The 22,237-nt window shown below is 70.9% G+C and carries 15 protein-coding genes; 7 read left to right on the top strand and 8 right to left on the bottom strand.

Annotation, left to right across the window (positions count from 1 at the left end; translation table 11 throughout):
- The first annotated feature begins 2 nt into the window (after positions 1–2).
- A complete protein-coding gene (locus ACWCP8_RS18430) occupies positions 3–866 on the top strand; it encodes a haloalkane dehalogenase (protein WP_352262189.1) in 864 nt (287 codons plus the stop codon).
- A 156-nt stretch (positions 867–1,022) separates the two neighbouring features.
- On the opposite strand, the gene ACWCP8_RS18425 is transcribed toward ACWCP8_RS18430, so the two are convergent.
- Positions 1,023–1,673 (bottom strand): mycothiol-dependent nitroreductase Rv2466c family protein, encoded by a 651-nt coding sequence (locus ACWCP8_RS18425; protein ID WP_267005167.1) that lies wholly within the window; start codon positions 1,671–1,673, stop codon positions 1,023–1,025.
- Positions 1,674–1,804: 131 nt separating this feature from the next.
- Here ACWCP8_RS18425 and pepN (ACWCP8_RS18420) point away from each other — a divergent pair, with 131 nt between their 5' ends.
- The 4 genes from pepN (ACWCP8_RS18420) to ACWCP8_RS18405 all read left to right on the top strand — a co-directional run bounded on the left by pepN (ACWCP8_RS18420) (position 1,805) and on the right by ACWCP8_RS18405 (position 10,424).
- Positions 1,805–4,423, top strand: a complete 2,619-nt coding sequence (gene pepN / locus ACWCP8_RS18420) for an aminopeptidase N (protein WP_451116924.1) — start codon at positions 1,805–1,807, stop codon at positions 4,421–4,423.
- Positions 4,424–4,682: 259 nt separating this feature from the next.
- Complete coding sequence (locus ACWCP8_RS18415; RefSeq protein ID WP_451116922.1) at positions 4,683–5,738, top strand: hypothetical protein; 1,056 nt, start codon at positions 4,683–4,685, stop codon at positions 5,736–5,738.
- A 167-nt stretch (positions 5,739–5,905) separates the two neighbouring features.
- Positions 5,906–9,205: a S8 family serine peptidase gene (locus tag ACWCP8_RS18410; RefSeq protein WP_451116920.1), complete on the top strand. Its 3,300-nt coding sequence runs from the start codon at positions 5,906–5,908 to the stop codon at positions 9,203–9,205.
- A 190-nt stretch (positions 9,206–9,395) separates the two neighbouring features.
- A complete protein-coding gene (locus ACWCP8_RS18405; protein WP_352262197.1) occupies positions 9,396–10,424 on the top strand; it encodes an aspartate-semialdehyde dehydrogenase in 1,029 nt (342 codons plus the stop codon).
- 96 nt (positions 10,425–10,520) lie between these two features.
- Here the strand turns inward: ACWCP8_RS18405 and ACWCP8_RS18400 are convergent, their stop codons facing one another.
- Both ACWCP8_RS18400 and ACWCP8_RS18395 read right to left on the bottom strand, forming a co-directional pair.
- Positions 10,521–10,868: a type II toxin-antitoxin system PemK/MazF family toxin gene (locus tag ACWCP8_RS18400; protein ID WP_352262199.1), complete on the bottom strand. Its 348-nt coding sequence runs from the start codon at positions 10,866–10,868 to the stop codon at positions 10,521–10,523.
- Positions 10,861–11,085, bottom strand: a complete 225-nt coding sequence (locus tag ACWCP8_RS18395; protein ID WP_030921349.1) for a ribbon-helix-helix domain-containing protein — start codon at positions 11,083–11,085, stop codon at positions 10,861–10,863. The genes ACWCP8_RS18400 and ACWCP8_RS18395 overlap by 8 nt, the downstream gene beginning before the upstream one ends.
- A gap of 103 nt (positions 11,086–11,188) precedes the next feature.
- Between ACWCP8_RS18395 and pepN (ACWCP8_RS18390) the strand changes: the two genes are divergently transcribed.
- Positions 11,189–13,765: an aminopeptidase N gene (pepN, locus tag ACWCP8_RS18390; protein ID WP_451116917.1), complete on the top strand. Its 2,577-nt coding sequence runs from the start codon at positions 11,189–11,191 to the stop codon at positions 13,763–13,765.
- Positions 13,766–13,858: 93 nt separating this feature from the next.
- Here pepN (ACWCP8_RS18390) and alc read toward each other — a convergent pair whose 3' ends face one another.
- The 5 genes from alc to ACWCP8_RS18365 all read right to left on the bottom strand — a co-directional run bounded on the left by alc (position 13,859) and on the right by ACWCP8_RS18365 (position 18,917).
- Positions 13,859–15,004 carry an allantoicase gene (gene alc / locus ACWCP8_RS18385; RefSeq protein ID WP_451116915.1) on the bottom strand — a complete coding sequence of 382 codons (1,146 nt, stop codon included), beginning with the start codon at positions 15,002–15,004 and terminating at the stop codon, positions 13,859–13,861.
- A 60-nt stretch (positions 15,005–15,064) separates the two neighbouring features.
- Positions 15,065–15,985: a LysR substrate-binding domain-containing protein gene (locus tag ACWCP8_RS18380; protein ID WP_451116913.1), complete on the bottom strand. Its 921-nt coding sequence runs from the start codon at positions 15,983–15,985 to the stop codon at positions 15,065–15,067.
- Positions 15,986–16,128: 143 nt separating this feature from the next.
- Complete coding sequence (locus ACWCP8_RS18375) at positions 16,129–16,359, bottom strand: hypothetical protein (protein WP_078852643.1); 231 nt, start codon at positions 16,357–16,359, stop codon at positions 16,129–16,131.
- Between the two features lie 20 nt (positions 16,360–16,379).
- Positions 16,380–18,686: a 4-alpha-glucanotransferase gene (gene malQ, locus ACWCP8_RS18370; protein WP_451116911.1), complete on the bottom strand. Its 2,307-nt coding sequence runs from the start codon at positions 18,684–18,686 to the stop codon at positions 16,380–16,382.
- Entirely contained in the window at positions 18,687–18,917 is a 231-nt protein-coding gene (locus ACWCP8_RS18365; protein ID WP_352262210.1) for a hypothetical protein, read from the bottom strand. It abuts the gene before it with no gap.
- Positions 18,918–19,227: 310 nt separating this feature from the next.
- On the opposite strand from ACWCP8_RS18365, the gene ACWCP8_RS18360 reads away from it, so the two are divergent.
- Positions 19,228–22,221, top strand: a complete 2,994-nt coding sequence (locus ACWCP8_RS18360; protein WP_451116909.1) for a beta-N-acetylglucosaminidase domain-containing protein — start codon at positions 19,228–19,230, stop codon at positions 22,219–22,221.
- The last annotated feature ends 16 nt before the right edge of the window (positions 22,222–22,237 follow it).

Raw genomic sequence — 22,237 nt, 5'->3', positions numbered from 1 at the left:
CCATGCCCGTACAGCCTGTACTCGACTCGACGATCTCCTACCGGGAATTCGGCACCGGCACGCCGATGGTCTTCCTGCACGGCAACCCCACCTCCTCCCACCTGTGGCGGAACGTTCTTCCGGCCATCGGTGCCCCGGGCCGCCTGCTGGCCCCGGACCTGATCGGGATGGGAGAGTCCGGCAAACCCGACATCGACTACACGTTCGCCGACCAGGCCCGTTACCTGGACGGCTGGTTCGAAGCGCTCGGTCTCGACGACGTGGTGCTGATCGGACACGACTGGGGCGGCGCACTCGGCTTCGACTGGGCCGCCCGGCATCCCGGACGCGTGCGCGGCATCGCGTTCACCGAGACCATCGTCAAGCCGATGTCCTGGCAGGAGTTCCCCGAAGGTGGTCGTCCGCTCTTCGAGGCGATGAAGACGCAAGGCGTGGGCGAGTCCATGATCCTCGACGACAACGCCTTCATCGAGCAGACGCTGCCCCAAACCGTCGCCACCCCTCTCGACCAGCGCGACGTGGACATATATCTGCGGCCGTATCCCACCAGGGAAAGCCGCCGTCCGTTGCTGCAGTGGCCGCGATCGATGCCGCTGGGCGGCGAACCCGCGGACGTCGTGGCCAGGATCGAGGCATACGACTCATGGTTGGCTACCAGCGCGGACGTGCCGAAACTGCTGCTCACCTTCGAACCCGGACCGGGAGCCATGACGAGCCCGGAGACCGTCGACTGGTGTGCGGCGAACATCGCCGGCCTCGAGATCGAGCACCACGACGTGGCCGCGGGACACCACAATCCCGAGGACCATCCACTCCTGATCGCCACAACCGTCGCAGCGTGGGCGGACCGCCACGAACTCCGCTGAACCGCCCGGCTGTTGCCCCTTCGGAGCCGATTGCCGGACCCGTCCGGACGCTGCGCCGGGTGGCCGGGCGGCTGCCGAAGCCCGCCCAGATGTACGCGTGACGCATCACGGTGCGGGTTCCGGACGGTGGGCCGGAACCCGCACCGGGTGGGTACGTCAGTCGAAGATCGGGCCCTGCGTCCGGGTCCGCTTGATCTCGTAGAAGCCGGGGATCGACGCCACCAGCAGCGTGCCGTCCCACAGCTTCGCCGCCTCCTCGCCCTTCGGGGCAGGGGTGACGACCGGGCCGAAGAAAGCGACCTGCTCGCCGTCGGAGCCCGGCACGGCGATGACCGGCGTGCCGACGTCCTGGCCGACCTTGTCGATGCCCTCCTGGTGGGAGGCGCGCAGCTCCGCGTCGTACGTGTCCGAGTCGGCGTACTCCGCGAGCTCGGCCGGCAGACCGACGTCTTCGAGCGCCGCCACGATCGCCTCACGGGTGGGGCCCTCGCCCTGGTTGTGGAAGCGGGTGCCGAGCGCGGTGTACAGCGGGCCGACGATGTCGTCGCCGTGCTTCTGCTGGGCGGCGACGACGACGCGGACCGGGCCCCAGGCCTTGGTCTCGAGCATGTCGCGGTACTCGTCGGGCAGCTCGTCGAGCCTGTTCTCGTTGAGGACGGCAAGGCTCATCACATGCCAGCGGACCTCGACGTCGCGGACCTTCTCCACCTCCAGCATCCAGCGGGAGGTCATCCACGCCCAGGGACAGAGCGGGTCGAACCAGAAATCGGCGGGCGTCTTGCCGTTCACCGTGGCGTTCTCAGACATGTCTCTCCTCAAGAGGCGATCGCACCTGTGCGCCAGAACACCGCCGAACGGCCCTGCCATTCCCGCGCGCCCCGGCCGGAAGGCACATGGGAGGATCAAACTGTTCGAACGTGACACAAAGGAGTGCACCAGTGCCCGGTCAAAACCTGTCCCGCGACGAAGCCCACGAGCGGGCCGAGCTGCTGACCGTCGACGGATACGACGTCGTGCTCGACCTGCGGTCCGCGATCGGTGATCCCGAGGGCGGCGGCGGGGACGGCGGGGACCGGCCGGCCGATCCCCGGACCTTCCGCTCGGTGACCACGATCCGGTTCCGCGCCGCGCGGGCGGGGGCGTCGACGTTCGCGGATCTGCTGGCGCCGAGCGTGACCTCGGTGACCCTGAACGGGCAGGCGCTCGACCCCGCCGTCGTCTTCGACGGGACGCGGGTGGCGCTGGACGGTCTGCCGGAGGGCGAGAACGTCCTCGTGGTCGACGCGCAGTGCGCGTACAGCCGTACGGGCGAGGGCATGCACCGGTTCGTCGACCCGGAGGACGGCGAGGTCTACCTCTACACGCAGTACGAGCCGGCCGACGCGCGGCGCGTCTTCGCGAACTTCGAGCAGCCCGACCTGAAGGCTCCCTTCCGCTTCGAGGTGACGGCGCCCGAGGGGTGGACGGTCTGGAGCAACGGGGCCGAGGAGTCCCGGGACGGCGGGGTCTGGCGGTTCGCCGAGACGAAGCCGATCTCGACGTACATCACGGCGGTCGTCGCCGGCCCGTACCACTATGTGACCGACTCGTACAGCCGTACCTTCGACGACGGCACGACGCTGGACATCCCGCTCGGCGCGCTCTGCCGCAAGGGACTCGCCCGGCACTTCGACGCGGACGATATCTTCCTCGTCACCAAGCAGGGCCTGGACTTCTTCCACGACAACTTCGACTACCCGTACCCGTTCGGGAAGTACGACCAGGCGTTCGTGCCCGAGTACAACCTCGGCGCGATGGAGAACCCGGGCTGCGTCACGTTCCGCGAGGAGTACATCTTCCGCGGCAAGGTGACGCAGGCGTCGTACGAGAGCCGCGCCAACGTCATCCTGCACGAGATGGCGCACATGTGGTTCGGCGACCTCGTCACCATGCAGTGGTGGGACGACCTGTGGCTGAAGGAGTCGTTCGCCGACTTCATGGGCGTCTTCGCCATGGTGGAGTCGACCCGCTTCAAGGACGGCTGGATCACCTTCGCCAACAACCGCAAGTCCTGGGCGTACCGCGCCGACCAGCTGCCGTCCACGCACCCGATCACGGCCGACATCCGTGACCTGGAGGACGCCAAGCTGAACTTCGACGGCATCACGTACGCCAAGGGTGCGTCGGTGCTGAAGCAACTGGTGGCGTACGCGGGACGGGACGCGTTCCTGGAGGGTGCCAGGCGCTACTTCAAGAAGCATGCGTACGGCAACACGCAGCTGGGCGACCTGCTGTCGGTGCTGGCCGAAACGTCCGGGCGGGACATGGTCACCTGGTCGCGGTCGTGGCTGCAGACGGCCGGCGTCAACTCGCTGACACCGGTGGTGACGTACGGCGCGGCGGACCGGATCACCGAGCTGGCGGTCCTCCAGGAGGCCGCCGACTCGCACCCCGAGCTGCGGCCGCACCGGGTCGCGGTCGGCCTGTACCGCCGTACGACCCGCGGCGACCTGGTGCGGTACGCGCGCGCCGAGGTGGATGTGGCGGGGCCGCGCACGGTGGTCGCCGCGCTGGCCGGCCTGGAGCGGCCCGAGCTGATCCTCGTCAACGACGACGACCTCACGTACTGCAAGGTCCGCTTCGACGAGGCGTCCCTCGCCACCCTGCGCGCGCACCTCGGGGACATCACCGACCCGCTGGCGCGGGCGCTGTGCTGGTCCGCGCTGTGGAACCTGACGCGTGACGGGCTGATGCCGGCCCAGGACTTCATCTCGCTCGTGCTGGCCTTCTCCGGCCAGGAGTCCGACATCGGCGTCCTGCAGATGCTGCATGCCTGGACCCGGACCGCTCTCGTCCACTACGCCGCCCCCGGGTGGCGTGAGGAGGGCGGACGGGCGCTGGCCGAGGGTGCGCTGCGGGAGCTGCGGATCGCCGAGCCGGGGAGCGAGCACCAGCTGGCGTGGGCGCGGTTCTTCGCGACGGTCGCGGACTCGGACGCGGACTTCCAGCTGCTGTCCTCACTGCTGGGGGAGTCCGCGCGGATCGACGGTCTGGAGGTCGACCAGGAGCTGCGGTGGGCGTTCCTGTCCGCGCTGGCCGCGCACGGGGTCGCCGGCGAGTCGGTGATCAATGCCGAACTGGCCCGGGACGACACGGCGTCCGGCAAGCGGCACCAGGTGCGGTGCCTGGCCTCGCGGCCGTCGGCTGCGGTCAAGGCGCAGGCGTGGGCGGCCGTGGTGGAGTCGGACGCGCTGTCCAACGCGCTGGTGGAGGCGACGATCGCGGGGTTCGGGCAGTCGTCGCAGCGGGAGTTGCTGGCGCCGTACGCGGCCCGGTACTTCGAAGCGATCGAACGGGTGTGGGCCGAGCGGTCGATCCAGATCGGGATGTCCGTGGTGAAGGGGCTGTTCCCGGCGCTGCAGGACGACCCGGCGACGCTGGCGGCGACGGACGCCTGGCTGGAGGCGCATGCGGATGCGGCACCGGCCTTGCGTCGGCTGGTGCTGGAGGCGCGGGACGATCTGGCACGGGCGCTGCGGGCGCAGGCGTGTGACGCGGGGGCGGGGGCCGGCCTCTGACGGGGCGCCCCGGGGCGAGCGCGGCAGCGTTGCCCTCAATCCCCGGACGGGCTTGATTTTCGGCCCGTCCGGGGCTGGGGCCGGCGGAATCGCCGGGCGGACCGGAGTGGCCCGCGTGGGCTGACGGGATGCACAATCCCCGGCGGGATCGCCCTTTTCGGTTGTCGAACGTGCGTACTTCAGGACGGCGTTGTCCTGAATTGTCGACGGGCGTGTAACAGGGGTTAGCCGCACCGCGGCCTGCGGCATACCCCGGAGCATGACCCAGAACACCCCTCTCTCCCCCTGTCACTTCCGCCTCCCCGTCGGCGAACGGCAACGCGTGCTGTCCGTCGAGCAGTTGAAGACACTCGGCGTGTCCCCCGCGCGGGCTGCCGCGCAGTGCCGGGCCGGTGGTCCGTGGCAGCAGCCGTTGCCCGGCGTGTATGTGCTGCACCCGGCGCCGCCCACCGGCGAGGAGCGCCTGCGGTCCGCCCTGCTGTACGTCGGGCGGCGGCGTACCGTCCCCGCGCAGGGCGGCGCGGCGCGGTCGACCGGGTACGGCGAGGCCATGGTCACCGGCCCGGCCGCGCTCGCCCTCCACGGGTTCTCCCTCGTACCGCCGATGAGTTCGCTCGACCGGATCGACGTGCTGGTGCCGCGCACCCGGCGGGTGCGGTCCGTCCGGTACGTGCACGTGGTGCGGACGACCGAACTGCCCTGCCCCGAGCAGCTCGCCGGCCTGCCGGTGGCCCCCGTGGCGCGGGCACTCGCGGACGCGGTCACCGGCCTCGGGGACACCGGCGCCGTACGGCTGCTGCTCACCGAGGCGGTCCGCGGCGGACACTGCGAACCCGCCGCGGTCGTACGTGAGCTGAGCCGCAGCAAGTTGCTGGACCGGCCCCACGTCGTGAACGCCGTCGACTCGCTGCTCGCCGAGGGGCGGGCGCTGGCGGAGAGCCGGCTGTACGAGATGGTGCGGACCTACGACCTGCCGGAGCCGCTCTGGAACGTGGACCTGCGACTGCCCGGCGGCCCGCACCTCGGTGGGGTGGACGCCTACTGGCCCGACCAGGCCGTCGCTGTCGAGCTCGACAGCCGGGCACCTCTGCACAGCACGCTCGACGACGACCGGCGCCAGGAGGAGCACGACGCCGAGTGGTCCGGCTACGCCGCCGAGCGGGAGCATCTGGAACGGCTCGGGGTCACCGTCGTCCACGTCGCACCGAGGAAGCTGCGCACCGCGGCGGAGCAGCAGGCGACCGTGGTGCGTACCGCGCTGATGGCGGCGGCCGACCGCGAACCCGCCGCGTATGTGGTCATCCTGCCCCGATGAAGGGCAGTTATCGACCCTTTCGTCCCTCGTGACGCATCGGCCCCAATGGCGGGAGTACGCCATGACCACATCTCGCCTCCCTCAACCCTCTACAAACCCAGGTCATTTGCGACAGGGTGAGCGGTCATCCGGTACCGAATTCCGGACTTTCTCTTTCACATACAGGGATGCTGATGACCTCCGAATCCCCCAGCTCCATATCCGGGGCGAGACGCGTGGCCCGAGTCGCGGCCGCTGCCGGTCTGGTGGCCGCACTGGCCACCTCCGGTGCCGCCCCGGTCTTCGCCGCCGACGCCCCGGCCACCACCACCCCCGTGAAGGCAGCCGCCGACAGCGACAAGCTCGGTGCGGCCGATGCCGATGCTCTGACCGAGGCGCAGGCCAAGGGCGAGAAGAACATCACCATGATGGTCGCCACCGCGCCCGGTGCGACCGAGCAGGTCGCCAAGCAGCTGGACGCCGTCAAGGGGGCCGTGCTGGGGCGTACGTACGACAAGCTCGGCTACGTCCGCGCGACCGTACCGACCTCGACCGCCGAGGCGACCATCAAGGCGGCCTCGAAGCTGACGTCCGTCGACGGCATCGATCTCAAGCAGGAGATCATGCTCGACGACCCGACGCCCTCGGGCGACCGGGCCGCCGGGGCGAGCACGACGTCCGCAGGCACCTACTCGGCGCCCAGCAGCAGGACGCCGGCGAAGAACCCGTACAACCCGTCCTTCGAGACGGGCGCGGTCGACTTCGTCCAGCAGCACCCGCAGGCCGACGGCCGCGGCGTGACCATCGGCATCCTGGACTCGGGTGTCGACCTCGGTCACCCGGCACTCCAGAAGACCACCACCGGCGAGCGCAAGATCGTCGACTGGGTGACCTCGACCGACCCGGTTTCCGACGGCGACTTGACCTGGCGGCGGATGAACACCGCGGTCTCCGGGCCGACGTTCACCTACAACGGCCGTACCTGGCAGGCTCCGGCCGGCTCGTACGACGTGAACATGTTCCGCGAGTCGGTCACCGCCGGCGGTGACGAGGCGGGCGACGTCAACCGGGACGGCGACACCACCGACGAGTGGGGCGTGCTCTACGACCCGGCCGCCGGGACCGTGCGCGTCGACCTGAACAACGACGGCGACTTCACCAACGACACCGCCATGAAGCCGTACAAGGACGGCTTCCAGGTCGGTTACTTCGGTACGGACAACCCGGCGACCGATGTCGTCGAGCGCGTCCCGTTCGTGGTGGAGACCCGCAAGGACGTCGTCTACAACGCGGCCGGCGCCAAGTCCGACTACGTCAACATCGGCGTCATCGAATCCGAGCACGGCACCCACGTCGCGGGCATCACCGCCGCGAACAGCCTGTTCGGCGGCAAGATGAACGGCGCCGCCCCCGGCGCCAAGCTCGTCTCCTCGCGCGCCTGCACCTGGTCCGGCGGCTGCACCAACATCGCGCTCACCGAGGGCATGACGGACCTCGTCGTGAACCGCCACGTCGACATCGTCAACATGTCGATCGGCGGCCTGCCGGCGCTGAACGACGGCAACAACGTGCGCGCTGCTATCTACAAGCGCCTCATCGACACCTACGGCGTCCAGCTGGTCATCTCGGCCGGCAACTCGGGCCCCGGCGTCAACACCATCGGTGACCCGGGCCTCGCGGACCATGTCATCTCCGTCGGCGCCACCATCTCCAAGGAGACCTGGGCGTCCAACTACGGCTCGGGGGTGGAGACGAAGTACAACATGATGCCGTTCTCCTCCCGCGGCCCGCGCGAGGACGGCGGCTTCACGCCGACGCTCTCCGCCCCGGGTGCGGCCATCAACTCCACCCAGACCTGGCTGCCCGGTTCGCCGGTCGCCGAGTCGGGTTACTCGCTCCCGGCCGGTTACTCGATGCTCCAGGGCACCTCGATGGCCTCCCCGCAGGCGACCGGCGCGGCCGCACTGCTCGTCTCGGCCGCCAAGCAGCAGCACATCGCGCTGAACCCGGCCGACCTGCGCACCGCGCTGACATCGACGGCCAAGCACATCCCGGGTATTCAGGCGTACGCCGAGGGCGCGGGTCTGATCAACATCCTCGGCGCCTGGGACGCGATCAAGGACGGCGCGACCGCCCACGATTACACCGTCCAGGCCCCGGTCGACACCGCGATCGACTACGCGCTGAAGACCCCGGGCTTCGGCACCGGCATCTACGACCGCGAGGGCGGCCTGCAGGCCGGCCAGCGCAAGACGTACGACGTCACCGTCACCCGCACCACGGGCCCGGCGACCCCCGTCAAGCACCGCCTGTCGCTCAAGAACAACGACGGCACCTTCCGCATCCTGGGCGAGGACACGGTCTGGCTGCCGCTGGGCAAGCCGGTCACCGTCAAGGTCCAGGCGCAGCCTTCCTCGGCAGGCACGCACAGCGCCATCGTCGAGGTCAATGACGCCCGCACGGTCGGCGTGGACCAGCAGATCCTGGCCACGGTCATCGTCTCCAAGCCGCTCGCCAAGCCGGCCTACACCTTCACGGCCTCCGGCTCGGTGCAGCGCAACAGCACCGAGTCGTACTTCGTGACGGTGCCCGCGGGCGCGAAGTCCCTGCAGGTCGCGATGGGCGGTCTCAAGGGCCTCAGCCAGACCCGGTTCATCGCGATCCACCCGTACGGTGTCCCGGTCGACGACACGGGGACGCCGAACTGCTACCCGAACTACAACCCGGCCAACACCTGCCGCCCCGACCTGCGCTCCTACGCGAACCCGCAGCCGGGCGTCTGGGAGATCGAGGTCGAGTCGCGGCGTACGTCACCGTACCTGGACAACCCGTACAAGCTGGATGTCTCGCTGCTCGGTGCCGCCTTCGACCCGGCCGTGCAGACCATCGCCTCGGCGAAGATCGGCACCCCGACCGCGGTGAACTGGAACGTCACCAACGGCTTCGCCGCCCTTGAGGGCAAGCTGAAGGGCGGCTCGCTCGGCTCGGCGAAGATCGACAAGCCGACCATCGGCCAGGACGACGTCAAGATCACCACGGTCACCATCGGTGAGGGCGTCGAGAACCTGGACGTCGCCATCGGCGGGGTCTCCGACAACGCCGCCGACCTGGACCTGTTCGTCTTCTACAACGGTGGGGCGACCCCGGTCGCCCAGTCCGCGGACGGCGACTCGGAAGAGGCGGTCAGCCTCAAGCACCCCGCCGCCGGTACCTACACCATCGAGGTCGACGGCTACTCGGTGCCGTCCGGGTCGACGACGTACAACTACCAGGACGTGTACTTCGCGCCGTCCCTCGGTTCGGTCAGCGTCGACGACTCGAAGGTCGTCTCCCTGGCCAACGGCGCTTCGGCGCCGGTCGGCGCCGATGTCACCGTCGCCGGTGCGGCACCCGAGGGCCGTGAGTTCTTCGGCAGGGTCCAGCTGCTGAACACGGCCGGCACTCCGGCAGGCACCGGCAGCGTCAAGATCGAGACGGTCACGCCGTAACCGCAGCATGCTGAATGTGTGATCCGTACGACAGTGGGGCGGGCGTTCCTGTGGACTCCCGCCCCACTGCTCTGTCCGGCCCGCGCCGGGACACTGTCCGTCTGCCGGACAATGGATTGGACAAGGAAGCCGTGGACAAACGCATCATGGAGCGGCAACCGTGCCAGTTCGTACGTTTGAAGGAGTCCCTGTGAAGGTCGGAATCGTCGGCGCCACCGGTCAGGTCGGCACAGTCATGCGCAGGATCCTGGCCGAGCGGAAATTCCCGACCGACCAGCTGCGGCTCTTCGCCTCCGCCCGCTCCGCAGGCTCCACGATCGAGTGGCAGGGCCGGCAGATCACCGTCGAGGACGCCTCCACCGCGGACTACACCGGTCTCGACATCGTGCTGTTCTCGGCCGGCGGCGCCACCTCGAAGGCCCTCGCCGAGAAGGTCGCCGCCCAGGGCGCCGTGGTGATCGACAACTCCTCCGCATGGCGCAAGGACCCCGAGGTCCCGCTCGTCGTCTCCGAGGTCAACGCGCACGCGATCAAGAACCGCCCCAAGGGCATCATCGCGAACCCGAACTGCACGACGATGGCCGCGATGCCCGTGCTGCGCCCGCTGCACGACGAGGCCGGTCTCGACGCACTGGTCGTCACCAGCTACCAGGCGGTCTCCGGCTCCGGTCTGGCCGGCGTCTCCGAGCTGCACGGACAGGCGTCCAAGGTGATCGCCGACGCCGACAAGCTCACCCACGACGGCGGCGCCGTCGAGTTCCCCGAGCCGGCCGTCTACAAGCGGCCCATCGCCTTCAACGTGCTGCCGCTGGCCGGTTCGATCGTCGACGACGGCTCCTTCGAGACCGACGAGGAGCAGAAGCTCCGCAACGAGTCCCGCAAGATCCTGGAGATCCCGGAGCTCAAGGTGTCCGGCACCTGCGTCCGGGTCCCGGTCTTCACCGGCCACTCGCTCCAGATCAACGCCCGCTTCGCCCGCCCGATCGGCGTGGAGCGCGCCTACGAGCTGCTCAAGGGTGCCGAGGGCGTCGAGCTCTCGGAGATCCCCACCCCGCTCCAGGCGGCCGGCCAGGACGTGTCGTACGTGGGCCGCATCCGGGCCGACGAGACCGTCGAGAACGGTCTGGCGCTCTTCGTCTCCGGCGACAACCTGCGCAAGGGCGCGGCGCTGAACGCCGTGCAGATCGCGGAGCTGGTCGCTGCCGAGCTGAACGGCTGACGCCCGTAAGCATGTGAAAGGGCGGCCACCGGTGCTCGGTGGCCGCCCTTTCGCATGCGCCGGAGAGCGTGTGCGGGCTCCGTCGTCCGCATGTGTTCAGAGCGCGAGGTGACGTCGCAGGGCGGCGTCGATCTCGGCCATGCGCGGGCGCGGGACGGTGCCGATCCGCTTCAGGACACGGTCCGGAGAGACTGCCCGGACCTGCTCGCACTGGACCTTCGAGTCCTTCAGCAGACGGCTCTCGTCAGCCCTGAGGAGGACCTGGAACGTGAGAACACGCGCGACGTTCGACGTCACCGGCACCACGGTGATCACACCTCGGCCGCTGAGCTCCGCCGACTGGTTGGCCGCGTTGTTGGACACGATCACAGCCGGCCTGACCTTGTTGGCCTCACTGCCTCTGGCCGGCTCCAGATCGACCAGATGGATATCGCCTCTACGCATCGGCGATTCCGTCCCCCACCGTGCGGTCCCAGAGCGCGGCGTCCTCGCTCGCGTCCCACTCCTCGAACGCCTCCGTGTACTCCGCCTCGAGTCCGGCGACACGCAGCAGCTCGATGGCGGCATGTATCACGGCGGACCGGGAATCCGCGTCGGTCTTCATGGCGTACTCGTCGACGAAGGCGACATCCTCCTGCGGCAAGCTCACACTGATCTTCATACCACAAATGCTACCGCAGTAGGCAAAGGGTGGCTACTCCGCTTCTTCCGGCGACCGGCGTGGAAGGATGACCGGAAACGTCACCATCGAAGGAGATGACCGCGTGCCTGGCACGAATCTGACCCGCGAAGAGGCACAAGAGCGGGCGCGCCTGCTGACCGTGGACGCGTACGAGATCGATCTCGACCTCTCCGGAGCGCAGGAGGGCGGCACCTACCGGTCCGTGACCACCGTCCGCTTCGACTCCGCCGAAGCCGGTGCGGAGACCTTCATCGACCTGGTCGCCCCGGCCGTGCACGAGGTCGAGCTGAACGGCAAGGCCCTGGACGTCGCGGCCGTCTTCCGCGACTCGCGGATCGCGCTGCCGCACCTGCACGCGGGCTCCAACGTGCTGCGGGTGGTCGCGGACTGCGCCTACACCAACACCGGCGAGGGTCTGCACCGGTTCGTCGACCAGGTCGACCAGCAGGCGTACCTGTACACGCAGTTCGAGGTCCCGGACGCGCGCCGGGTCTTCGCGAGCTTCGAGCAGCCCGACCTGAAGGCGACCTTCCAGTTCACCGTGAAGGCGCCGGCGGGCTGGACGGTCATCTCGAACTCCCCCACGCCGGAGCCCAAGGACGACATCTGGGTCTTCGAGCCGACGCCGCGCATCTCGACGTACATCACAGCCCTGATCGTCGGCCCGTACCACGCGGTACACAGCAGCTACGAGAAGGACGGCCAGTCCGTTCCGCTCGGCATCTACTGCCGCCCGTCGCTCGCCGAGTTCCTCGACGCGGACGCGATCTTCGACGTCACACGGCAGGGCTTCGACTGGTTCCAGGAGAAGTTCGACTACGCGTACCCGTTCGCCAAGTACGACCAGCTGTTCGTCCCGGAGTTCAACGCGGGCGCGATGGAGAACGCGGGCGCGGTCACCATCCGCGACCAGTACGTGTTCCGTTCGAAGGTGACGGACGCGGCGTACGAGACGCGCGCCGAGACGATCCTGCACGAGCTGGCCCACATGTGGTTCGGCGACCTCGTCACCATGGAGTGGTGGAACGACCTGTGGCTGAACGAGTCGTTCGCCACGTACACGTCGATCGCCTGCCAGGCGTACGCGGAGGGCTCGAAGTGGCCGCACTCGTGGACGACGTTCGCCAACTCCATGAAGACGTGGGCGTACCGCCAGGACCAGCTGCCGTCGACGCACCCGATCATGGCGGACATCCGTGACCTGGACGATGTCCTGGTCAACTTCGACGGCATCACGTACGCCAAGGGCGCCTCGGTCCTGAAGCAGCTCGTGGCGTACGTCGGCATGGACGAGTTCTTCAAGGGCGTCCAGGCGTACTTCAAGGCGCACGCGTTCGGGAACACCCGCCTGTCCGACCTGCTGGGCGCGCTGGAGGAGACCTCCGGCCGTGACCTGAAGACCTGGTCGAAGGCGTGGCTGGAGACGGCCGGCATCAACATCCTGCGCCCGGAGATCACCACCGACGGGAACGGTCACGTCACCTCGTTCACCGTCCTCCAGGAGGCCCCGGCGCTGCCCGCCGGTGCCAAGGGCGAGCCGACGCTGCGCCCGCACCGGATCGCGATCGGCTGCTACGACCTCGACGGGGCCGGAAAGCTGGTCCGCACGAACCGGATCGAGCTGGACGTCGACGGCGAGCGCACCGAGGTCCCGTTCCCGGCCGGCACCGCCCGCCCGGCGGTCGTCCTGCTCAACGACGACGACCTGTCGTACGCGAAGGTCCGGCTCGACGAGGAGTCGCTGCGGGTCGTCACCGAGCACCTCGGCGACTTCACCGAGTCGCTGCCGCGCGCCCTGTGCTGGGCCTCCGCCTGGGACATGACCCGCGACGGCGAACTGGCCACGCGCGACTACCTCTCGCTCGTGCTGTCCGGCATCGGCAAGGAGTCGGACATCGGCGTCGTCCAGTCGCTGCACCGCCAGGTGAAGCTGGCCCTGGACCTGTACGCGGCGCCGGAGTTCCGCGAGGCGGGCCTGACCCAGTGGACGGAGGCGACGCTCGCGCACCTGCGCGCCGCGGAGCCGGCCGGCGACCACCAGCTGGCCTGGGCCCGCGCCTTCGCGGCGACGGCCCGCACCCCTGTCCAGCTGGACCTGCTCCGGGCGCTGCTGGACGGCACGGAGACGGTCGAGGGTCTCGTCGTCGACACCGAGCTGCGCTGGGCGTTCGTGGAGCGGCTGGCCGCGGTCGGCCTGCTGGACGAGGACGAGATCGCCGCCGAGTACGAGCGCGACAAGACGGCCGCGGGCGAGCGTCACGCGGCGACGGCCCGCGCGGCGCGCCCGTCGGCCGACGCGAAGACGGAGGCCTGGGCCTCGGTCGTCGAGTCCGACAAGCTCCCGAACTCCCTCCAGGAGGCAGTCATCGGCGGATTCGTCCAGACCGACCAGCGCGAACTGCTGGCCCCGTACACCGAGAAGTTCTTCGCAGCGGTGAAGGATGTCTGGGACTCGCGGAGCCACGAGATGGCCCAGCAGATCGCCGTCGGCCTCTACCCGGCGCTCCAGGTCTCGCAGGACACCCTGGACGCAACGGACGCCTGGCTGGACTCGGCGGAGCCGAGCGCGGCACTGCGCCGGCTGGTCTCCGAGTCGCGGGCAGGCGTGGAGCGCGCGCTGAAGGCCCAGGCGGCGGACGCGGCCGCGGCGACCGCGTAGCGTCTGCCCACGAGCAGAGGGGTGCCCCGGACCGTCCGCACGGTCCGGGGCACCCCCGTTCCACAGCCGTTCGCCGGGTGGCGGCAACAGGGATTACGCGCTCGACTCCTCGTAGCGGGCCGCCAGTGCGGTGGCGCCCGGTTCCGTGAGTGTGCCGTGCAGGCGCATGCGGGCCACTCCGCCGTCCGGGAAGGCGTCGAGGCGGACGTGGGTGACCACTGCCTGGGCGTGGAGCGGGAAGCGGTGGAGGGTGTCGGGCTGGAGCCCGGTGCGGGGGATGATTTCGAACCATTCGCCCGTCTCGCCGTTGCGGCCCTGAAGGGCGGTCCAGCCGGCCGCATTGCCCTTGAGGCAGGCTGTGTCGATCTCGACCGCACGGACTGCCCCCTGGGCGACCAGGCGGAAGCGGACCCAGTCGTTCGTGTCGCGGACGCGGCGGCGGCGGTTCTCCCAGCCGTCGTCCATCTTGCGGGAGGTGCCGGGCAGGATGATCTGGGTCGGTGAGGAGTAGAAGCGGTCCGAGGCGTCCTCGTACACGCCGCCGTTGAGAACCGCGATCAGGTCGATCGTGCCGAGGGTCGCCAGCCAGGCGGGGTCGGGAACCACCTCGCCGTGGACGCGGAGGCGGGCGACGCCGCCGTCGGGGTGCTGGCAGAGGCGGATGTGGGTGTAGCGGCGGCCGCCGGTGATCTCGAAGCCGTTGGCGGCGTGGCCGCGCACGGGCGTCGGCGGGACGATCTCCTCCCACTTCACGTCGTCGGCAAGGAGCTCCGAGGGGCTGGGTGAGCCCTCGACCGATGTCGCCTGCATCGAGACGCGCTGTGGGTAGTTGCCGCGGAAGTGGGCGGTGTCGACGACGATGCCGCGGATGATGCCGGGGGCGCCGAGTCGGACGAGGGCCCAGTCGTGGTCCTCGGGGGCCGGGAAGGGGTGTGCGGCGTCGGAGCCGCGGCGGCGCCGGGTCTCCCAGCCGTCCATGATCTTGCCCTTGTGCCCGAAGTGCTCGGGGTCGAACACGGCGCGTTCACGGTTCAGCAGGTTCTCGCGCTCGGCGAAGAACTCGTCGTTCGCGGCGACCACGCCCGCGCCCAGGCGGCGGTCGGCGAGGTCCACCAGTTCGGCGAAGGGGAAGTCGCCGGTGCGGTAGTCGGCGTACGGGTCGCCCCCGCTGTACGGGGCCGCGTCATTGGCGTGGGGGTCGTTGTCCTTGGCAGGGTTCTCGTTCACGTCGGAGGTCATGTACGGAACTGTCGTACCGAATGACCTATCAGGTCCATCGAAAGTTTTCGCATGATTCTTTCAGTTCAGCTGAACGGTTCGCGCCGCACCGACCTGCTGAAGCACGGCCAGGACCCGGGCCACCGCCGGTCCGCCCTCCGCACCCTGCCGCACGGCGGCGACCACATGGCGCCGGGGCAGGTCCGCCCCCAGGACGCGCATCACCACACCGTTGCGGCGCTCCGCCGACGCCATCCGCGGGATCAGCGCGACACCCATGCCCGCTTCGACCATGGCGAGGATCGCGGTCCACCCGGAGGCGCTGTGCGCCTGCTCGGGTACGAATCCGGCGGCTTCGCACGCGGCCGTGGTGATCTCCGACCAGGGGCCCGAGCCGCCGAAGATCCACGGCTCGGCGGCGAGGTCGGCCAGCCGCAGCCCGGGGGCGTCCGCCAGCCGGTGTCCGGCGGGGAGGGCGACATCGAGCGGGTCGGCGAGCAGAGGGAGGAGGGTGAAGCGGGGGTCATGGGCGGTCGGCGCGTGCGCGGCGAGGGACAGCGCGAGATCGACGTCGCCGGCCGACAGGAGTTCGTACGCCTCCGCGGCCTCCGCCTCCCGTACCCGCAGGGACGGTCCGGGCCGGTCGTCGGCGCGCAGGAGCCGGACCGCCGGTACGACGAGGGCGGGCACGGCCGTCGGGAACGCCCCGACCCGCACCTCCCCCGCCTCGCCCCGCAGATACCCCGTCAACTCTGCGTCGGCACGTTCCAGTTGGGCGAAGACCGCTTCGGCGTGGCGGAGTACGAGATGTGCGGCGTCGGTGAGCCGGACCCGGCGGCCCTGGGCTTCCAGCAGGGGTACGCCGAGTTGCTTGGCCAGGTTGGAGAGCTGCTGGGACACCGCCGAGGGGGTCATCAGCAGCGACTCGGCCGTTGCCGTGACGGTCCCGCGCTCGCTCAGCACGCGCAGGATCCTGAGCTTCCTGATGTCCCACTCGGTCATGTCCGCACATTAGCCGCCGAGGCAGACCCGGCCCGTCCGGCCCCGGAACGCGGAGCAGGGCGCCTCGAAGTGCTCACGCACTTCGAGGCGCCCTGAGAAGCGCTGATGGAACTACGCGGGCCCGCCCCCGCGCAGCGGGAGGGTCAGGCCTGCTTCTTGGACTTGTCCAGGAGCATGACCAGGCCCACGATGATCACGAACAGGGCGATGGGCGCCACGACGTAGAGGCCGATCGTGTCCATCACGCTCAGGCCGGGGCCCGGGTCGTCACCGTCGTCACGGGTCAGCGCAAGCGCGGGGGACGACATGAGCAGCATCATCAGCGTCGTACCGGCCGCCACGGCGCCGGCGCGCATTGCGTTCTTCTTGTCCACGGTGCAAACGTAGCGAACGTCTAGGAGCGGCGCGCGCCCGGGGGTGCCGTACGGGGCGTCGACTGCTCTTTCGGGTGTCTGTCCACAGGCTTCAGTACCTCCATCAGATGGTGCAGACGCGGCGACGACGCAAGCTCCTCCAGGGTGACCGGGTGGCCTTCCGCATCCGCGACCGGCAGCCGCCAGTTGGGGTACTGGTCCCAGGTGCCGGGAAGATTCTGCGGACGGCGGTCGCCGACCGTGTCCGGGAGCCAGACGCCGACCATGCGGGCAGGGGTGCGCAGCAGGAAGCGGTGGACGGCGCGGACCGCCCCCTCCTCGTCGCCCTCCCCCTCCGGCAGCATGCCGAGCCGGGCGAGCAGGCCGAGCCACGTGGCGGTGTCGGCGGCGTCCTCGGCCTGTTCCTGCTCCAGGGTGCGGGTGAGCAGTCCCAGGCGGTGGCGGAGTGACACATGGTCGCCGGTCAGCCGGGCGGCGGTGGACGGCAGGTCGTGGGTGGTGGCGGTGGCGAGGCAGCCTTCCCGCCAGCGCTCCGGGGGCAGCGGGCGGCCGGTGCCCGTCCAGTCGCGCTCGAACCAGAGCACGGAGGTGCCGAGCACTCCGCGCCGGGCGAGCGCCTCGCGTACGCCCGGTTCGACCGTGCCGAGGTCCTCCCCTATGACGACCGCACCGGCCCGGTGCGCCTCCAGGACGAGGACGGCGAGCATCGCCTCGGCGTCATGGCTCACGTACGTGCCGTCGGTGGGCGGTCTTCCCTCGGGGACCCACCAGAGCCGGAACAGGCCCATGACGTGGTCGATGCGCAGGGCGCCGGCGTGGGCGAGGAGGCCGCGCAGCAGCCCGCGGTACAGGGCGTAGCCGGACGCGGCAAGGACGTCGGGGCGCCACGGCGGCAGCCCCCAGTCCTGACCGCGCGCGTTGAAGGCGTCCGGGGGCGCGCCGACCGACATGCCGTGCGCGAAGGCGTCCTGCTGGGCCCAGGCGTCGGCGCCGCCGGGGTGCACGCCGACGGCGAGGTCGTGGACGATGCCGACGGCCATCCCGGCGTCCCGCGCGACGCTCTGGGCGGCGGCGAGCTGGTTGTCGGTCAGCCAGGCGAGCCGGCAGTGGAAGTCGACCCGGTCGAGCAGCTCGGCACGCGCGCGGGCGACCTGCGGGGAGCGGGGGTCGCGCAGTGCGGACGGCCAGGCGTGCCAGTCGGAGCCGTGCACCTCCGCGAGGGCACACCACACGGCGTGGTCCTCCAGCGCCTGCCCCTGGGTGGCGAGGAAGTCGCAGTACGCGGCACGCCGGCCGGGGGTCAGCGGCACCTCCTGTACGAGCTCGAGAGCCTGACGCTTGAGGTCCCAGACGGCGTCCCGGTCGATCAGGGCGCCCTTGTTCAGCACGGTGTCGCTCAGTGTTTCGGCGCTCTGCCGCAGGTCGGCGAGGGCGGCCCGGTCCTGTACGTGCGCGTATTCCGGGATCGACTCGACGTGCAGATGGACGGGGTCGGGGAAGCGGCGCGAGGACGGGCGGTACGGCGACGGGTCGGTGGGTGTACCCGGCACGGCGGCGTGCAGCGGGTTGACCTGGACGAACCCGGCGCCGAGGGTCCGCCCCGACCAGGCGGCGAGATCGGCGAGGTCACCGAGGTCGCCCATGCCCCAGGAGCGGCCGGAGAGCAGGGAGTAGAGCTGGACGAGGAAGCCGTGGATGCGCCGTGGCGGCTGGGGCACCCGGGCCGGGGCGACGATCAGGGTGGTGGTCACGGTCCGGCCGTCCTGGGCACGGACGGTCAACCGGTGCACCCCGAGCGGGGGTTCGGTCCACCAGGCGGGGGTCGGGGCGGGTGCACCGGGAGCGGAATCGGTACTGCCGGTTCCGGTGGCCGTCCCGACGGGGGCCGTCCCAAGGGGGGCCGCTTCGAGGGCTTTGGCGGAGCCCGCTCCGGAGACCGTGTCGGCGGCGACACCGACGACCGTGCCGGCCGTCGCCGAAACGGCCGGATCCGGTCGCCCGCTCGGCACCCGCATCCGTGGCGGGGGAGGCGAACCGGCCGCGTCCCCGGGCTCGATCTCCAGCGTGGTACCGGGCCGCAGCGCGGTCAGGGCGGCCGGCAGCGGCTCCCCGGTCCACACCACCAGCGTGGGCGGGAGCAGCCGGGAGGCGGCCACCGACTCGGCGGCGGCAAGCGATTCCTGCACCGCTTCAGGGGTGGCGGCGTTCACGCCCAGCGCGGCGAGCACGGCGATGACCGTGTCGTCGGGGACGGACACCGTGACGTCCGCGGACGGTGCGTAGGAGGTGGCGACGCCGTGCAGTGCGGCGAGCCGGGACAAGCCCATTCAGACTCCTGGGGACTCCGTGCCCCGCGCAGCGCCGGGGGCGGTCGGCTCGCTGGTCAGTGGGGCGATGACGGCGAGCGGCGGCTCGCTGGTCAGAGGTGTGGCATCGGCGAGCGGCGGCTCGCTCGTCAGGGGTATGGCATCGGCGAACGCGGGCTCGCCGGTCGACGGTGCGGGGTCCGGCACCTGTTTGGACAGGGCGGAGAGCAGAAGCTGCGCGGCAGCGGACATGGCGGCCTCCTGGCCGTGGAGAACTGGACACAGCAGGCCTACCCAGCGGACACCGCCGCAGACATAGGCGTTACGACAACGATTTCGACGTGCTCCGGGTCACATTCCCTTCCCCAGCGGCCAGTTACCCGCAAGACGTCCGCCGTATTCGGCCATTCGACGACATCTCTGCTGCAGCCGGCCGGTCGCCCCCGGCGCCCCGCCCCATCCGCCACAACGGGCATATGCGGCACAACGGCCACACACATTGACACCCTCACGCGTGGGGTGGTGGGCTCGGAGCCCATCGGTGGGAGCGAGGGAGTGCGGCATGCGGCTCAGGCACAGAAAGCACGCGACGGCCGTCGCTGTCGCCGTGCTCGGCGGACTGCTCTCCACCGGGACCCCGGCCGCCTTCGCCGCGCCGTCGGACCCCGGCTCCCCCGCCGTCACCACACCCGACCGTACGGACGAGGGCGCGCTGCCCACCGTGTGGCCGCGGCCACAGACCATCAAGGCGTCCGGGGCGGCCGTACCGCTCCCCAACGAGGTGACCCTCGTCGCCGACGCGCACGCCGATCCGTACGCCGTCGACGCCGCCAGGCAGGTGCTGCGCGACGCGGGCGTGCGGACCGTGCACGAGGCGCTGCCGGGACGCGGGCCGGTCATCCGGCTCGGCGGCGACGGCGCGCAGGACGCCCTGCGCACGCTGCGCGCCCCCGAGCGCGCCGATCTGCCGTCCGGCGGCTACCGGATCGCGGTCGGCACGGTCGCGGGCCGCTCCACCGTCGCCCTGGACGGTGTCGGCGACGACGGCCTGTTCCACGCCGTGCAGACGCTGCGCCAGCTGGTCCGGAACGGGAGCGTCGCCGGGGTCACCGTGCGGGACTGGCCGGGCACCGCCGTACGCGGAATGACCGAGGGGTTCTACGGGCAGCCGTGGACCCGCGAGGAGCGGCTCGCGCAGATCGACTTCATGGGGCGCACGAAGCAGAACCGGTACCTCTACGCGGCGGGTGACGACCCGTACCGGCAGGCCCGCTGGCGTGATCCGTACCCCGCCGAGCGGCGCGCCGACTTCCGGGCACTGGCCGAACGGGCCCGCGCCCGGCACGTGACCCTCGGCTGGGCGGTCGCCCCGGGCCAGGCCATGTGCATGTCCTCCGACGGCGATGTGAGGGCGCTGACCCGGAAGATCGACGCGATGTGGGCGCTGGGCGTGCGCGTCTTCCAGCTCCAGTTCCAGGACGTCAGCTACAGCGAATGGCACTGCGACAACGACGCCGCCACGTTCGGCAGCGGCCCGGAGGCGGCGGCGAGGGCGCAGGCCCGGGTCGCGAGCGAGGTCGCCCGGCATCTCGCGCAGCGGCATCCGGGCTCGGAGCCGCTGTCGGTGATGCCGACGGAGTTCTACCAAAACGGGGCCACGGACTACCGGACCGCGCTCGCCAAGGAGCTGGACGACCGGGTGCAGATCGCCTGGACCGGGGTCGGCGTCGTACCGCGGACCATCACCGGACGGGAACTGGCCGGTGCACGCGCCACGTTCCGGCATCCGCTCGTCACGATGGACAACTACCCGGTCAACGACTACGCGCAGGACCGTATCTTCCTCGGCCCGTACACCGGCCGGGACCCTGCGGTCGCGATGGGCTCGGCGGCGCTGCTCGCCAATGCGATGGAGCAGCCGTCCGCGTCCCGCATCCCGCTGTTCACCGCAGCCGACTTCGCCTGGAACCCGAAGGGTTACCTGCCGCAGGAGTCCTGGCAGGCGGCGATCGACGATCTGGCGGGCGATGACGCGGAGGCCCGGGAGTCGCTGCGTGCGCTGGCCCGGAACAGTGCGACGTCCGTGCTGGGCGGCGACGAGTCGGCGTATCTGCAGCCGCTTTTCGCCGCGTTCTGGAAGTCCCGTACGACGGCGAATACGACGGCGCAGGCGGACGCGGCGCGCGAGCTACGGGCCGCCTTCACGGTGATGCGCCAGGCACCGCAGCGGCTGAAGGGCCCGGCGGACGGGCGGCTCGACGACGAAGTACGGCCGTGGACCGAGCAGTTGGCCCGGTACGGCCGGGCGGGCGAGCTCGCCGTCGACCTGCTGCAGGCCCAGGCGCGCGGCGACGGCGCGGCCGCATGGAAGGCGTCGCTGGCGCTGGAGCCGCTGCGGAAGGCCACCGGGGCGAGCAGTGCGACGGTCGGCAAGGGTGTCCTCGGTCCGTTCCTGGACCGGGTGCGCAAGGAGGCCGACGCGTGGACCGGCGCGGACCGGGACGCCGGCACGGTGACCGAGACCCCGGGCAGCTATACGGTCCGGCTGGAACGGGCCCGCCCGATGGAGGCCGTGACCGCGATGACCGTTCCCGGGGTGGGGGCGGACGCGACGCTGCAGGCCCATGTGCCGGGCGAGGGCTGGCGCAGCCTCGGCCCGGTGTCGCGGACCGGCTGGACCCAGACCGCGGCCGAGGGCCTCAGAACCGACGCGATCCGGCTGATCTGGCCCACGGGCTCCTTGGCGACGGCCCCGGGCGCGAGCGCGGACACGCTGCCGCCGATCGTCTCCGGAACCGTCATGGCATCCGAAGCCCCCCGGGTGCGCGCCCTCGTGCCGTGGTTCGGCGACGAACCCGCCGCCTGGCTCGATCTCGTACGCGGCGAGACCGACGCGGAGATCGGCGGCAGGCCGCAGCGGGTCCAGGCGCGGCTCGCCGCCCGCCGCCCCGCCGCGGTGCGCGGCGCACTCACCGCGAAGGCTCCGAAGGGCATCAAGGTGTCCGTCCCCGGCCGGACGACGGTACCGCGCGGCTCCCGTACCGACGTCCCGGTGGAGATCACGGTCCCGGCGAACACGCCGGCCGGCGAGTACGAGGTGCCCTTCAGATTCGGTGACGAGGAGAGCACCCTCACCGTCCGGGCCTACCCGCGCACCGCCGGCCCCGATCTGGTCCGCACCGCCACCGCCTCCTCGTCCGGCGACGAGACCCCGGACTTCCCGGCCGCGGCCGCCTCGGACGGCGATCCCACCACCCGCTGGTCGTCCCCGGCCGAGGACGGCGCCTGGTGGCAGGCGGAGTTGGCGGAGCCCGCCAGGATCGGCCAGGTGGTGCTGCAGTGGCAGGACGCGTACGCCTCCCGCTACCGCGTACAGGTCTCCGCGGACGGCCGCACCTGGCGTACGGCGGCGACCGTCCGGGACGGCAAGGGCGGCCGCGAGTCCGTCCGGATGGACGCGAAGGACACCCGCTTCCTCAGGATTCAGGGCGACGGCCGGGGCACCGAGTTCGGCTACTCGCTCTGGTCGGTGGAGGCGTACGCCGTCGCGGAGTAACCGCGCACATCCGGCA

Source organism: Streptomyces sp. NPDC002206 (assembly GCF_053593595.1).
This window is presented reverse-complemented; position numbering and strand designations above follow the sequence as displayed.